The sequence below is a fragment of the Sporosarcina ureilytica genome, from assembly GCF_001753205.1.
Taxonomy (GTDB): Bacteria; Bacillota; Bacilli; order Bacillales_A; family Planococcaceae; genus Sporosarcina; species Sporosarcina ureilytica.
Window position 1 is genome coordinate 790,416 of sequence record NZ_CP017560.1, and the last position, 14,551, is coordinate 804,966.

Genomic DNA, 14,551 nt, shown 5'->3' on the forward strand with positions numbered 1-14,551 from the left:
TTTGTCATTTGCTAGCAGATACCTGTTTATTTTTGAATAGATAAAAACATGCGCCAATGACGGCGGTTAAGAACAACGCAGCAGTCGTCACGAATAAAGAATCGAATCCATTTTTTACCGCGATTCCAATAAATCCCCACATAAAAACAATATTAAACGCCTTATCTTCATAATGATATAAAAAATGAAGGGCGATTGCGGTTGCTAGTGTTAAAAAGATGACGGCCCATAATGCCTGGCTAATTCCAAAGCCACTCCATTCGGCAAATATCAACGTATAGTTAATTAAAATAATAAAAGAAAATAAGCTCCAACCGAAAAGTATAGAAATTGGTACACGAAACGAAATAAGGTTTTCAGTTTTTGGATATGAAAAGTAAAGGGCAGAAATAGTAAGTAATAATCCGACCATTACAATAATTGCCCACATAAAGAACTCGTAATGCCATAGGAGAATGAAAGACATATTGAATAGTAAGCTTATTATGAAAAATGAAAATCTAATGTTGAATACTTTTCCTGATTGTGGGCGTTGATTTCTCCAAAACCCGAAGAGCCAAATGACTAAGAATATATATATGATTATCCAAATGATAAACACATAGCTCGCAGGTGTTAACAGAACAGGAAGTCTATTCATAATTTCTGTAGTTGTGATTCCATTAAAAGGAACGATTTCTGCAGTGCAAATAACGATAAGACTAACTAAAAGAATTAGCGCCATACTAATAAATCGAATCATATTAAAATCCTCCCACATATTAGTATACAGAGGAAAAGTATATTTTACGGAGAAAAGTGTGAAGTTTTCGTCACAAATGCAAAATCGTAGCAAAATGTAATGGTTCGCTTTTCGAAATTTCATGCTACAATGGAAGTGTCTATTTAGAAAATTGAAAACGTAAGAGGGGGAAAAAATACAGATGAAGTATTCGGAAGTGTGGGATTTAGATGTTTTCTTTAAAGGTGGAAGTAGTTCACCCGAATTACGTATACATCTTGATGGAGTGAAAGAAAAAATAAATGTGGTAAAAGATAGTATTGACATATTTGAGATACCAACTTCAGTGAATGAATCGGCAAATGTGAGTCGTTTAATCGAATTGGTTAAAGACGCTGCAGTAAATTTAAGGCAAGCAGGGGCAGTGATTGGATGTTATTTAGCTGCCGACACTACAGATAAAAAGGCATTGCTTTTACAAGGTGAGGTAGGTACACTCGGTGCAGAATTTCAGACGGTTATGTTGAAGTTTCAACAAAAGCTCGCCAAAGTAGACAATGATGTATGGGCAACATTAATGGCGTCGGCGGAATTGAACCAATTTAATTTTGTGTTAAATGAATGGCGGGAAGAGGTAGCGTTAAAACTTTCCGAAAAAGAAGAAAGTCTAATCACAGCTTTAAGTGTGGATGGTTATCATAGCTGGGGACAACTTTATGACCAACTTGTTGCGGATATTAAAGTAAAAGTTGAAGTCGACGGTGAGGTAAAAGAGTTATCTGTCGGTCAAGCATCTAACTTAAGTTCAAGTCAACATGCGGCTGTTCGAAAAGACTCATTTGAAAAATTAGAAGATGCATGGAAAGAAAAGGAAGAGTTTTTTGCTACAACGCTTAACCACCTCGCTGGCTTCAGATTAGCAGTTTATGAAAAACGTGGGTGGGATTCTGTATTAAAAGAACCGCTTCTACGCAATCGAATGAGTGAAGCCACATTAAATGCGATGTGGGGAGCAATCGGAGCGAATAAAGAACCATTCGTAAATTATTTGAACGTGAAAGCACAAATGCTCGGTACCGAAAAGATGAATTGGTATGACTTAGATGCACCGGTTACAGAATCAACGAAAACAATCCCTTACCAAGAAGGGGCAGAATTCATCCTTAAGCATTTTGGAGAATTCGGATCTGAACTTGAATCATTTTCAAGAATGGCATTCGAGGATAGTTGGATTGAGGCAGAAGACCGTGCGAATAAGCGACCAGGCGGTTTCTGTACAGGGATGCCGATGTCAGAACAATCCCGTATTTTTATGACGTATAGCGGCTCAATGTCCAACGTTGCGACACTTGCTCATGAGCTCGGACATGCTTTCCACTCTTATGCGCTTCGTCCAGTACATTGGTTAAATAGAGGCTATGCGATGGGTGTTGCAGAGACCGCATCGACCTTTGCAGAGATGATTGTTGCAGAAGCGGCTGTGAAAGCAGCGGAAACGAAAGAAGAAAAGATTGCATTACTCGAAGATAAAATTCAACGTAGTGTTGCATTTTTCATGAACATTCACGCAAGATTCTTATTTGAAACGAGATTTTATGAAGAGCGTAGAAATGGAATTGTTTCAGCAGCACGTCTGAACACGCTAATGGAAGAAGCGCAACGAGAAGCATATGGTGATGCGCTTGATACAGCACATCCACATTTCTGGGCTTCAAAATTACATTTTTATATTACGCAAGTTCCGTTTTATAACTTTCCATATACGTTTGGTTATTTATTCTCCTTAAGTATTTATGCAAAAGCGCTTGAAGAAGGTGCGGGTTTTGAAGAGAAGTATATGGCATTATTACGCGATACAGCAGTGATGACTGTAGAAGAACTTGCGATGAAGCATCTTGGTGAAGATATTACAAAAGAAGCTTTTTGGGCAAAAGGTGTTGCACTTTGTGTGAAAGATGTTGAGGAATTTTTAGAACTGACAGCCAAAGAAGGTTGATAATCGATGATTTTATTAGAAGGTGAAAAATGTTATTTACGCATTTTGACTGAAGACGATGCAACAATGTTTACGAAAGTATTAATTGCCAATAAAAAATATTGGTCCGTATTTGAACCTCGTCAAGAACCCGGTTTCTACACAGTATCGAGACAAAGGGAAAAAATTAGAGAATCTATTTATCAAATGCGAGATCGCAGAGAATACAACTTCGGAATTTTCGATGCGAATACGAGTGAGTTAATCGGCCATATTTCGCTTTATAATATTAAGCGGCTTCCTTTTTCAAGTGCCTTTGTCGGTTATTCAATAGATGAAAGACACATTGGAAGAGGGATTGGAACCGAAGCTGTAAGACTCGTGACAGCATTTGCTTTTGATTCCGTTGCGCTTCATAGAGTAGAAGCATATGTGTCACCGAGAAATGCTGGTTCCATAGCTGTACTTGAAAAATCCGGTTACTTACGTGAAGGATTATTGAGGAAGATTCTTTATATTAACGGGGTTTGGGAAGATCATTACATGTATGCAATTCTTGAAGATGATTTCTGAAAGGGTAAGACTGTTTTACGGAAATTAAAAGCAAAAATAAAAGGCCGATTCCTTTAAAATAGGAGTCGGCTTTTTGGATTATATGTTTTTAAACGGTCCATAGACAATCTAGTACGCAAGTTTTGTCATCAGGTGAAGATAATTACTTGAAAAGCTCGATTTCCTGTCGATTTCCCGGGAAATATCATGTGGAAATAAGGGGGAATTATTTATATCCATTGATGATTGTGTCTAATTTCCCTGTTTCAGGATCGATAACGAGTCCATGTACGGGAACTTTAGGGTCCATTAGTGGATGATTTTTCACCAAGTCAACACTGTTCTTCACGCTTTCAGTGACATCATTAAAGCCGTGAAGCCATTCTTTCATATCGATACCGGAATATTTAAGCGTGTTGAAAAGACTACTGTCAATTCCGCGGTCAACCATATGCCCAATGATTTTCTTTGTATCGATTGAACTCATCCCACAATCGTGATGCCCAACGATAAAGACTTCATCTGCTTGTAGCTCATAAACTGCAATAATTAGGCTACGCATAATGCCACCAAAAGGATGATTGACAACGGCACCGGCACTTTTAATGACTTTGACGTCTCCATTTTTAAAATTCATTGATTTGAGAAGTAACTCAGTTAGACGTGTATCCATACATGTTAAGATAACAACGCGCTTATCAGGAAATTTCGTTGTCGCATATTGTTCATATTGTTTCTCTTCTACGAACATTTCGTTAAAATGAAGAATTTCTGTAAGAAGTGCCATAATCGTGCTCCAATCTATATGTGATTCCTTTATTGTACAAAAAGATAAGAAATATTAAAAGAGACAGTATTAAATAAAAGCAATATTAGTAAATTCTATTTGTTTGCGGTAGTTTGAAATAAAAGCGCCCAATATCGAAAAATCGATATTGGGCGTAATTTACATTCATATTAGTAATCTGTATCCGGTTTTGGATCAATAATATTCGCTTGCTTAGAATCGAACGCGTTAACTAGGTAGTGCATGATAAAGCCTGCAGAAATACCCATTAATACCATATATCCAATTACTGTTAAGTACATTAAGCCCATTTCTTTGACCCCTCTCTATTTTCCTAGTAACTTTACTTTAATTATACATTAGATTGTTGTTAAAATTAAGGGGGTAGCTTAATATTTTTTGAAATTGTGTCTAAATTTGAACAATCCTCTTTATCGTTCTGTTAAAAAGCCCAGTTACCATTACGGAATATTGGTTCGGCTGTTCCATCTTGAAGAATACCATCAATATCCATTTCTTCTGAGCCAACCATAAAGTCTACATGTGTAATACTTTGGTTTAATCCATGTTCCTCCAATTCCTCGCGACCCATTGTTTTCCCACCGTCCAAACAAAATGCATACGCACTTCCTAATGCGAAGTGATTCGATGCATTTTCATCGAAAAGAGTGTTGAAAAATAAAATATTGGACTCGGAAATTGGCGATGCATGCGGGACGAGCGCAACTTCTCCCAGATATTTTGCGCCTTCATCTGTATCGATAAGTTGCTTGAGAACCTCTTCGCCTTGTTCAGCTGTAACTTCTGTAACTCGTCCATCTTGAAATATTAACTTAAAATTATCGATAATATTTCCACCATAACTTAAAGGTTTTGTGCTCGATACGTAGCCGTTTACACCTGTTTTATGTGGTACGGTGAATACTTCTTCTGTTGGCATATTGGCCATAAACGAATGTCCTTGACTATTTACGCTCCCAGCGCCACACCAAAGATGTCCTTTTGGAAGGTCTACCGTTAAATCTGTTCCGGGCGCACGATAATGTAGCTTTGCATACCGCTTATCATTTAAATAATCTACTTTTTCATGTAATGTGTGATCGTGTTCTACCCAGGCTTGGACTGGATTTTCGGTATTTGCGCGCACGGCTTTAAAAATGGCATCCCATAATGCAGGAACTTGTTCTTCAGTTGGTAAAGCGGGAAAAACTTTTGCCGCCCAAGAAGGAGAAGGGGCTGCAATGACCGTCCAACTAAATGTATCGGCTTGTAGCAGTTGACGGAACTTATCAAGTGCTTGGCCAGAAGCTCTATGAGCAGTAGCAATGCGTGTTGGATCAATACCGCTTAGCAAATCGGGGCTCTGTGATACGATGCTCATGAATGCTGCACCTTTTTCAGCAAGTTTTTCTCGTTCAAGTACTTTCCATTCAGGGAACTCTGAAAATGAATCTTCCGGTGCCTTTTCAAAACGGAGACGTGACAGAACATCGTCACTAAAATCAACAATGACTTGACGAGCCCCCGCGTTGTATGCTTTTTCAGTAATGATTCTAACGAATTCAACAGCGTCTGTTGATGCATTGATAAAAAGAATTTGGTCGGGTTGAATGTTGACACCGACTTCTACAGCTAATTCAGCATAATGATGAAGTTGTTTTTCAAATGTGGACAATGAATAATATCCCCTTTCTTTATTGACAAGTACATAAAAGTCTAATCAGGTAGATCATATTGTATGGACTTGTGCTATACGAATTCAGTTCTATTTCTTAAAGTGTTCGTTCCTTCTGTATAATAGTACAATTTAGAAAGTTTCTATGCAATATATTGTGAATGAAATGTCATATTTAAAAAGAAATATACCGAATTCATTCGGCCCTTCTAAAGAATGTCAGAAATAAGCCGAAATAAAAATAAGAATGGAATATTTGGGGGTCTTCAGATGGATTTTTCAACAATAATCGGTCTCTTTATCGGGATTTCTGCGCTTGTTGTAGGAATGATAATGAAAGGCGTTACGATTGAGAGTTTATTTAATATGGCGGCAGTTCTCATTATAATATTTGGAACTGCAGCGTCGGTCATTATTGCATTTCCGACAAGTGAATTGAAAAGAGTGCCTAAACTTTTTGGGATCCTTTTTAAAGAACGAAAATTAGTTTCAGATGCTGAGATTATCCGAATGTTTTCAAGATGGGCAGATGTGGCGCGACGTGAAGGCTTGTTATCATTAGAAGCGCAAACAGAGGATATAGATGATCCATTTTTGAAAAACGGACTTGGTCTGGCAATAGATGGGCAAAATGCGGATTATATTCGCGATGTACTGAGTGAAGAAGTAGAAGCAATGGAGGATCGACATGCTTCGGGTGCCCTCATTTTTTCACAAGCCGGCACATATGCACCTACGCTCGGTGTATTAGGTGCTGTTGTTGGGCTGATTGCCGCGCTAAAAGATTTAAATGATATTAACGCATTAGGCGTAGCGGTTGCGGCAGCATTTATTGCAACACTACTCGGGATTTTCACAGGTTATGTACTTTGGCACCCATTTGCGAATAAACTTCGACGAAAATCGGCTGAAGAATCACGCCAGAAGAAGATGATGATTGAAGGAATTTTATCCGTACTTGAAGGGGAAGCCCCACGTGTCATCGAACAAAAACTATCATCTTACCTATCATTAGAAGAAAGACGAAAATTGGCTGCTAGCGGTACGGATGAAAAGGAGGCTGGCCAAGTTGTCGAGGAGACGTAAGAGAAGAAGGAAGGATTCTGGAAATATAGATGAATCTTGGCTATTACCTTATGCTGATTTAATGACGCTTCTTTTAGCATTATTTATTGTCCTTTTTGCATCCAGTTCAATAGATGCGAAGAAATTAGAAGAAATGTCTGCGGTCTTCAATGAGATTTTTGATGGCGGGAAGGGAATTATGGACCATTCAGCACCAAATCCTACACCAATCCCACAAGAATACGTCGGTGACAGGGAAGCGCTAAAATCCTACATAGAGGATCAAAAATCGTTAGAGGGAATTCAAAATCGTGTCGATGAATATATAGCTGTGCATGAACTGGAAAATCAATTTGAAACAACAATGACGGATGAGGGACTTCGGGTAACAATTCGGGATAGTATTTTATTTAATCCAGGAAGAGCGGATATAAAAGAAGAGTATTTGCCACTTGCAGACGAACTAGCGGAGTTGTTAGTATTCGATCCGCCACGACAGATTGTGATAGCAGGACACACTGATAATGTACCGATGAATAGTGCGGAGTTTTCATCGAATTGGGATTTGAGCGTTATGCGTGCCGTAAATTTCTTAAAACTGATCATGAAAAATGAAAACGTAGATCCTTTAATGTTTAGTGCAAAAGGATACGGGGAGTTTCAACCGATTGGTGATAATGACACAGCGGAAGGTAGAAGTAAAAATCGTCGTGTAGAGGTGTTAATAAAACCACTTGTATTACAAGATGGTACGAAAAATCCAATTGAATAAAATAATGATCTAGGAATAAAAAAAGGGTATCCCATAACCGTAAGCAGAACAGTTTTGGGACAGCCCTATTTTTTTATCCTGTATTAACGGGCAGGTCGACTAAAAGCGCCACCTCCTGCCTGTAAAAGCCCGATTGGTTGGGCCAACTAGGAAAGATTGAACTTCATCTTTCCCTGTTGGTCATACAAGCATTGTCACAGGACGTGACAACGCTTGTGTGACCTTTCAATCAGTGGGGGGATAAAGCCCCCACTAATTGAAGTTTCACTTTATTTACGCAATGCTCCAAGTTCTGCAGCGATTGCTTCTACTTCATTGGAACTAATGTGTTGACGTTTCATAACCATTTCATACATAAAGTGTAGGTCGTCGTACTTTTCAGTATTAAACGTATCTGCTTTCATCGCATCTACATTGACCATACGTAGCTTTTCTTTAATTTGCTCAATCATAAAGGTAACGTTTTCTTCAGATGGTTTTGTCAAATCCATGATTCGTAGCCGCCTTTCCTTAATTGCTACTAATCATTACATGATTTCTATTAGCTGTCAAATAGATTGAAAACTATTCCTTCGAGGCATTCTCTCTCTCTGCTTTTAGTTTATCCTGGAATCGCTTCGTTTCTAAAATGATCACACCGGACAATCCAAGAAGGCCGATTAAGTTAGGAATTGCCATGAGCCCATTTAGTACATCAGCAAAAGCCCAAATGACGTCAAGCGAAGCTGTAGCACCTACTAAAATAAAGCAAACGAATACAATTCTATATCCAATAACTGCTTTCTCATTTGGAAAGAGATATTGGAAACACTTTTCACCGTAATAACCCCAACCAAAAATAGTTGAAGTTGCAAAGAAGATAAGTCCGATAGCTACAACGATTGGACCTGCCCCTCCCAGAAATGTACCAAATGCTTCAGCAGTCAACGCGCCGCCGGCAATGGATTTGTCCTTCCACTGTCCAGACATGACAATTGTGACACCCGTAATGGAACAAATGATTAACGTATCAAATAATACTTGTGTCATCGAGACGAGTGCTTGTCGACCTGGTAGGTCCGTTTTTGCAGCTGCTGCGGCAATTGGAGCAGAACCTAGTCCAGCTTCGTTTGAGAAAAGTCCTCGCGCGACTCCGAAACGAATGGCTGCACCGATAGCTCCGCCCACTGCTGCTTCACCTGTGAAAGCGAATTTGAATATAATCCCAAATGCTTCTGGTACAAGGTGAATATTCATAATCATTACGATTAAACCTGCAATTACATAGAAAAGAGCCATAATCGGTACGAAAAAGGCAGTTACGCGACCAATAACCTTAATTCCACCTAAAATAACCATACCTGCAATGATAAATAGGACGACTCCTGTTACCCAGTGAGGAACGGAAAAAGTACTAGACATTATGTCTGCAACTGCTTTAGATTGCGTACCATTTCCAATTCCGAATGCAGCAAGCGCCCCAAATACTGCGAATAAAACCCCCAGCCACTTTTGTTTTAAGCCGTGTTCAAGATAATACATTGGCCCCCCAGCCATTTGTCCTTTTGAATCTTTCACACGGTATTTAACAGCTAATATTGCCTCGCCGTATTTTGTCGCCATACCGAAAAAGCCCGCCATCCACATCCAGAAAATTGCCCCTGGTCCTCCTAATACGACTGCGGTAGCAACTCCGACTATATTTCCGACACCGACAGTAGCTGCCATTGCGGTCATTAATGCCTGGAAGTGTGAAATATCCCCTTCGGATGTTTTATCTTGGTTTTTAGAGAAAGCGAGTTTTAAAGAATAAGGCAATAATCTTATTTGAATTAAGCTCAGCCTTACCGTTAAAAAGATCCCTGTCCCGACGAGTAAAATGAGTAAAGGCGGTCCCCAAACAATACCACCAATTTTATCTAGGATTTCTAGCATTCTATTCCCCTCCTATTTTCTCCTTAAATTCCCTTGCATTCAATCTTCACTTAACTTGCAGCTACTGTTGTTTGGTGAATGAAATATCTCTAGCTCGTGTCGATGTCCATATACTTCCTCCTTCTCTTCCATATTAAAAACTTATTCCAATTTCACGAAAATTGAGTGAGTAGTCTTGCTTCTATTTTATAATGAGTCAAAATATGTTTTTTTCTGACATGTAAAGGGTATAATGAATTCATTGACAATGTTGAAAAATGGAGGACTTTTAATGGGAAAAAGTAAATTTGGTACGTATATTGTATTAGGTGCACTTCTTGGAGGTGCGGTAAGTTTATTAGACAGATCAACCCGTAAACAATTAGTAGGAAAATCCAAGAAAATGTTCTCAACAGTTCGTTATTATTCGCAAAATCCGGACGCTTTACAGACGAAAATCCAAGAGAAAATGGACAAATACGATACCATGTATGAAAAGTTTTCTGAGGACGCGTCCTATATTAAAGAAAAAGTTGATGAAATTAAGCAGCTTACGCCCCAAGTGAAAGAGTTAGTTGTTGACACAAAAGAGGCTTTTGTTGAGTCGAAAGATGAATATAAAGCAATGATCAATGAACAATCCCAAGAAGAATTGGGAAAGCAGTAGATGAAGAAAGGAGTGGTAAAACGATGGAAAGGGACGTTTCAACAACTCCTAAGCCCGAAGAGAAATCAACACCATCAAAACTTAAACACAAAAAATATATTGAAAGCAAAAAGGCAAGCTTTATAAATAACTCAGCGGTTGGTAGATTTTTGAATGATGTGAAAGAAGGCGAGCTTGACCAATTTGATGTGACAACGCTTAACGGTTTTATGAAAGAATTATTAACAAGAATAAAGAAAGTTGATGTGACTGGTCTTGCATCCCAGCTCGCTTTCTTTTTTCTATTATCACTATTTCCTCTATTAATCTTCATGATTACACTGTTGCCTTATTTAAATCTTGATCAATCCGAAATCTTTCTTTTTATAAGAGATTATGCACCAGAAAGCGTTGCAGCGCTTATTGAAAAGACATTAGGTGAAATCTTAAACAATCGTAATGGCGGATTACTTTCCTTTGGGATACTCGCAACGATTTGGTCTGCATCTAAAGGAATGAATGCATTAACCAAGGCATTGAATCGTTCTTATTTCCAAGAAGAATCACGATCATTTATTGTCGCAAGAGGTATGTCGGTCGTTTTTACAATTATGTTAATCGCAGTACTTGTTGTTGCGCTTGTATTACCGGTATTTGGTCGGCAAATTGGTGTGTTTGCCTTTTCTTATTTAGGTTTAGAGGCAGGATTTTTAAAGTTGTGGACGAGTTTAAGGTGGGTCATCCCGCCTATTCTCATATACTTAGTGTTTTCCCTTATTTATTGGCTCGTACCGAACTTAAAGCTACATTATAAAAGTGTGCTACTCGGTTCCGCCTTTTCAACGATTGGATGGATTGTGACAACGTTCGGTTTTTCATTCTATGTCGGGAGTTATGGAAATTATTCCACCACCTACGGAAGTATTGGTACAATTATCGTACTCATGATGTGGCTCTATATCTCTGCTATCATCCTTATGCTTGGCGGGCAAATAAATGCCGTCATGAGTGAAAGAAAGCAAGCATTAACTGCAAAAGAAAAAAGTAAAGCAATTGTTTGAGCTGAAACTTTCGAATTATAAATAAGAAGGCCACTAACTAGTTTTGTCTACTTTTTTAAATAGTCTACTAGTCTAGAAGGTCTTCTTTTTTTATGTAATAGACCAACAGTAGTAGGATTCGTAAAGGATTTATGGAAAGATTTGTGCTTGTCTTGAAAACGTGATGACCCTGATCTCCAATATGTTAAAATGATACAAGATTTTATCGTAACTGGGAGCGGATTATTTATGGAGATTGTAAAAACGTTTAGTAAAAGGAGATTTAGCATCCTCGTCATCATTGTGGCAATCTCGGGTTTTTCTCAAGGGATGTTGTTGCCATTGATATCCGTCATTTTTGAACGTGATGGCGTATCAAGTGCAATGAATGGCTTAAATGCGACAGGATTATACATAGGAACATTACTCGTTTCACCGTTTATGGAAGCGCCGCTTCGTCGATTCGGATATAAACCGATTATTGTCATTGGCGGATTGATTGTTTTTATTTCACTATGGCTTTTTCCCTTATGGAAAAGTATTGTTTTTTGGTACATATTGAGATTGCTGATTGGGATTGGGGACCATGCACTCCATTTTGCATCGCAAACTTGGGTGACAAGTTTTTCGTCTACGTATCGTCTTGGTCGAAACATTGCCATCTACGGTTTGTCATTTGGATTTGGTTTTGCAGCAGGCCCGTTATTTGTTCCACTTATCAATGTTTTTGAAGGATTGCCCTTTATCGTTTCGGGTGTTTTATGTATGCTCGCCTGGTCTCTCGTGTTTTTCTTGAAAAATGATTTCCCGGATGTCATTAAAGGTAAGCAAGAAAAAGGTGGAACGTTTCAGCGCTTTACAATGACAATCGCTGTTGCTTGGCTCGCATTTTTGGGGCCGTTTGGTTATGGGTTTTTGGAGTCATCTTTAAATGCCGTCTATCCTGTGTATGCATTAAGGAGCGGATTTGCTGAAACATCAGTATCATTTTTACTTGCCTCATTTTCGGTTGGTGGGCTCGTCTCCCAGTTACCTTTAGGGATGCTTTCTGACCGAATTGGAAGAAGGGCTGTTTTTTTGTTGACACTTGGAGGCGGAGCGACGGCATTTCTAGTGGCTAGTTTTTTAGAATCATCATTAATCGGTGTGCTTGGGATGTTCTTTGTAGCTGGACTATTTGTCGGTTCCATTTTTTCTTTAGGGATTTCTTATATGTCTGATTTAGCGCCGAAAGAATTGCTACCGACCGGGAATTTACTTTGTGGTATCTTTTTTAGTTTAGGAAGTTTATTAGGGCCTACTTTAGGTGGTTTGTTTTTAGAGTTGGAAGCATCATTTAGTTTTTTATTACTCGTGTCGTTGTTTTTAGCAACACTATTTCTCATTTCAATCGTTGTGAAGCCAAAAACAAAAGAAAAAGCGTTCAATTAGAACGCTTTTTTAGTAGGGGAATTAAAAAACGGGGAAGATTTCTTCATATTCCATGATGAGGTCATCCAATGTTTTAAATGTGTATCCTTCTTTTTGTGCATCCTGGATAAAAGAAGGGAGTGCTTCCGAATTATCTGGAGAAACGGTATGCATCAATATGACTGCACCCGGATGGATTTGTTTCATTAGTTCATGATAAGCATAATCTTTTCCTTTGGGTTTGTCTTCATGCCAATCAACAAATGCGACGGACCAAAAAATATGACGATAGCCTAATTCATTCCCAACAGACAACAGTTTTTCGTTGAATATTCCTTTCGGAGGTCTTACGTAAATGGTTCGTTCTACACCTGTTAGTTCTTTTAATTTTTTGTCAAAACGTGTCCATTCATCTTCCATTCCTTTTGCCGATAAGTTCGCCATGTTAGGATGGTCATAGGAATGATTCCCAATAATATGTCCATCCGAAACCATTCTTTTTACTAATGGGGTGGCACTTGTTAAATAGTGGCCGGTTAAAAAGAATGTTGCAGGGACGTTTTCTTTTTTCAGTGTATCTAAAATAGATTCTGTATAACCTGCTTCATAGCCGTTATCAAAGGTTAAATAAATTGTCTTCTCCTCAGGATTTCCTTTATATATAGCTCCGTGTTTGTCTAGGATTTCATTAAATGGGGATCCGGCATCTGGTGGTATCTCATCTTGTGCTTTTTTAAATCCCCAGTGCAGTTCCTCGGCATTGGCGGAAAAAGGATTAAATAAAATTCCGGCTAGAACGATAATTAATCCCATAAGAATGCCTTGCCAGTGTTGTCTTACCATAATATAGCATCCTTTCTTTAGTGAAATCTAAAGTGATTGTGATTACAAGTTATATTGCAACATTCAAAGGTGATGCAATATTAGAATGCTAATAATCCTAATTACTATACATTTTTTTGTAACTTTCTAATGTGCTGGGTACTAAATAGGAAACCCGATTCTAACTTACGAAGAATCGGGTCGATAAGATTAATGATTATTCAGCAAATTATTTAGCGCTGATTCTAATGTCGGGTACAAAAACTTAAATCCGTTATCTTGAAGTTTGTTTGGTGAAACGTATTGGCCTTCTAAAACGAGTTTGCTCTTTTTGCCCAATAAAAGTTGAAGAGCGAAAGCCGGTACAGGTAGCCAATGTGGACGATTTAATGCAACACCAACTGTTTTACCGAAATATGCCATTCTTTTTGGAAAGGGTGCGGTAACATTAATTGGGCCGTGTAAATCCTCATTAATCATGGCAAATTCTACTGAGCGAATTAAGTCATCGATATGTACCCATGACAACCATTGCTTACCAGAACCAACCGTACCGCCTGCATATAACTTATATGGTAAGACGATGGGTGGAAGCGCTCCGCCTTCTTTTCCAAGGACGACACCAAATCGCATACAAGCAACGCGCACGCCATTATTTTCAGCTGTTAACGCGAGTTGTTCCCAGTCATGAACAGTTTTTCCGAGAAAATCGCTTGCGATTGCTTTGGAGTTTTCAGTATAGATGGCTGTTTCTGATGTCGGATAAATACCGATTGCACTTGCGTTAATTAACGTATGCGGTTTTTTAGGCAGGTGTTGAATGATACGCAATAATTCTTGTGTTGCAGTTATCCGACTTGCATAAATTTCATTATGATGTACGGATGTCCAACGGCCATGATTTATTGATACGCCGGCAAGATTAATGAAAACATCCGCATAGCCAATTTCTTTTTCAGGATTGTTTCCTGGTTGTAGCCATTGTACAAAAGAAATCTTTGCATCTTGTTCACTTTTATTACGTGTTAAAATCATAACTTCATGTCCAAGTTGCACTAGAAAGTTAGTAAGTTTTTGCCCGATAAAGCCAGAGCCGCCCGCAATTACAATTTTCATCATAACCTCTCCTCATAAATGGATAGAAAAACTGTTCAGCTGAATCGTTTTCGAAGAACATGTATACTAAATGAAAG

General features: G+C 38.5%; 15 protein-coding genes. 7 read left to right on the top strand and 8 right to left on the bottom strand.

Features of this window, described 5'->3' with window-relative positions; translation table 11 throughout:
• Positions 1-4: 4 nt before the first annotated feature.
• On the bottom strand, positions 5-742 hold the full coding sequence (locus BI350_RS03955; RefSeq protein ID WP_075526944.1) for a tryptophan-rich sensory protein: 738 nt from the start codon (positions 740-742) through the stop codon (positions 5-7).
• A gap of 181 nt (positions 743-923) precedes the next feature.
• Between BI350_RS03955 and BI350_RS03960 the strand changes: the two genes are divergently transcribed.
• Entirely contained in the window at positions 924-2,717 is a 1,794-nt protein-coding gene (locus tag BI350_RS03960) for a M3 family oligoendopeptidase (RefSeq protein WP_075526945.1), read from the top strand.
• A 6-nt stretch (positions 2,718-2,723) separates the two neighbouring features.
• The gene (locus tag BI350_RS03965; protein WP_075526946.1) at positions 2,724-3,269 is read left to right on the top strand and encodes a GNAT family N-acetyltransferase; all 546 of its coding nucleotides are present in this window, start codon (positions 2,724-2,726) and stop codon (positions 3,267-3,269) included.
• 205 nt (positions 3,270-3,474) lie between these two features.
• Here BI350_RS03965 and BI350_RS03970 read toward each other — a convergent pair whose 3' ends face one another.
• The 3 genes from BI350_RS03970 to BI350_RS03975 form a co-directional block, all read right to left on the bottom strand.
• Positions 3,475-4,035 (bottom strand): beta-class carbonic anhydrase, encoded by a 561-nt coding sequence (locus BI350_RS03970; protein ID WP_075526947.1) that lies wholly within the window; start codon positions 4,033-4,035, stop codon positions 3,475-3,477.
• Positions 4,036-4,205: 170 nt separating this feature from the next.
• Positions 4,206-4,346 (bottom strand): hypothetical protein, encoded by a 141-nt coding sequence (locus BI350_RS17040; protein ID WP_168157245.1) that lies wholly within the window; start codon positions 4,344-4,346, stop codon positions 4,206-4,208.
• A gap of 131 nt (positions 4,347-4,477) precedes the next feature.
• The gene (locus tag BI350_RS03975) at positions 4,478-5,710 is read right to left on the bottom strand and encodes an aminopeptidase (protein WP_075526948.1); all 1,233 of its coding nucleotides are present in this window, start codon (positions 5,708-5,710) and stop codon (positions 4,478-4,480) included.
• A gap of 270 nt (positions 5,711-5,980) precedes the next feature.
• On the opposite strand from BI350_RS03975, the gene motA reads away from it, so the two are divergent.
• Entirely contained in the window at positions 5,981-6,796 is an 816-nt protein-coding gene (gene motA, locus BI350_RS03980; RefSeq protein WP_075526949.1) for a flagellar motor stator protein MotA, read from the top strand.
• Positions 6,780-7,547: a flagellar motor protein MotB gene (motB, locus tag BI350_RS03985; RefSeq protein ID WP_075526950.1), complete on the top strand. Its 768-nt coding sequence runs from the start codon at positions 6,780-6,782 to the stop codon at positions 7,545-7,547. Before motA ends, motB begins: the two co-directional genes overlap by 17 nt.
• A 269-nt stretch (positions 7,548-7,816) precedes the next feature.
• On the opposite strand, the gene BI350_RS03990 is transcribed toward motB, so the two are convergent.
• Together BI350_RS03990 and BI350_RS03995 are read right to left on the bottom strand one after the other, a co-directional pair.
• Positions 7,817-8,038 (bottom strand): DUF1128 domain-containing protein, encoded by a 222-nt coding sequence (locus BI350_RS03990; protein ID WP_075526951.1) that lies wholly within the window; start codon positions 8,036-8,038, stop codon positions 7,817-7,819.
• Positions 8,039-8,111: 73 nt separating this feature from the next.
• Positions 8,112-9,461, bottom strand: coding sequence for an alanine/glycine:cation symporter family protein (locus tag BI350_RS03995; protein WP_075526952.1), 1,350 nt, complete (start codon positions 9,459-9,461; stop codon positions 8,112-8,114).
• Positions 9,462-9,732: 271 nt separating this feature from the next.
• Here BI350_RS03995 and BI350_RS04000 point away from each other — a divergent pair, with 271 nt between their 5' ends.
• The 3 genes from BI350_RS04000 to BI350_RS04010 all read left to right on the top strand — a co-directional run bounded on the left by BI350_RS04000 (position 9,733) and on the right by BI350_RS04010 (position 12,557).
• A complete protein-coding gene (locus BI350_RS04000) occupies positions 9,733-10,107 on the top strand; it encodes a hypothetical protein (protein WP_075526953.1) in 375 nt (124 codons plus the stop codon).
• 23 nt (positions 10,108-10,130) lie between these two features.
• Entirely contained in the window at positions 10,131-11,147 is a 1,017-nt protein-coding gene (locus BI350_RS04005; RefSeq protein WP_155767467.1) for a YihY/virulence factor BrkB family protein, read from the top strand.
• A 228-nt stretch (positions 11,148-11,375) separates the two neighbouring features.
• Positions 11,376-12,557, top strand: coding sequence for an MFS transporter (locus tag BI350_RS04010; RefSeq protein ID WP_075526954.1), 1,182 nt, complete (start codon positions 11,376-11,378; stop codon positions 12,555-12,557).
• A 21-nt stretch (positions 12,558-12,578) separates the two neighbouring features.
• Here the strand turns inward: BI350_RS04010 and pdaA are convergent, their stop codons facing one another.
• Complete coding sequence (gene pdaA / locus BI350_RS04015) at positions 12,579-13,379, bottom strand: delta-lactam-biosynthetic de-N-acetylase (RefSeq protein WP_075526955.1); 801 nt, start codon at positions 13,377-13,379, stop codon at positions 12,579-12,581.
• Between the two features lie 189 nt (positions 13,380-13,568).
• Complete coding sequence (locus tag BI350_RS04020; protein WP_075526956.1) at positions 13,569-14,474, bottom strand: TIGR01777 family oxidoreductase; 906 nt, start codon at positions 14,472-14,474, stop codon at positions 13,569-13,571.
• Positions 14,475-14,551: the final 77 nt, after the last annotated feature.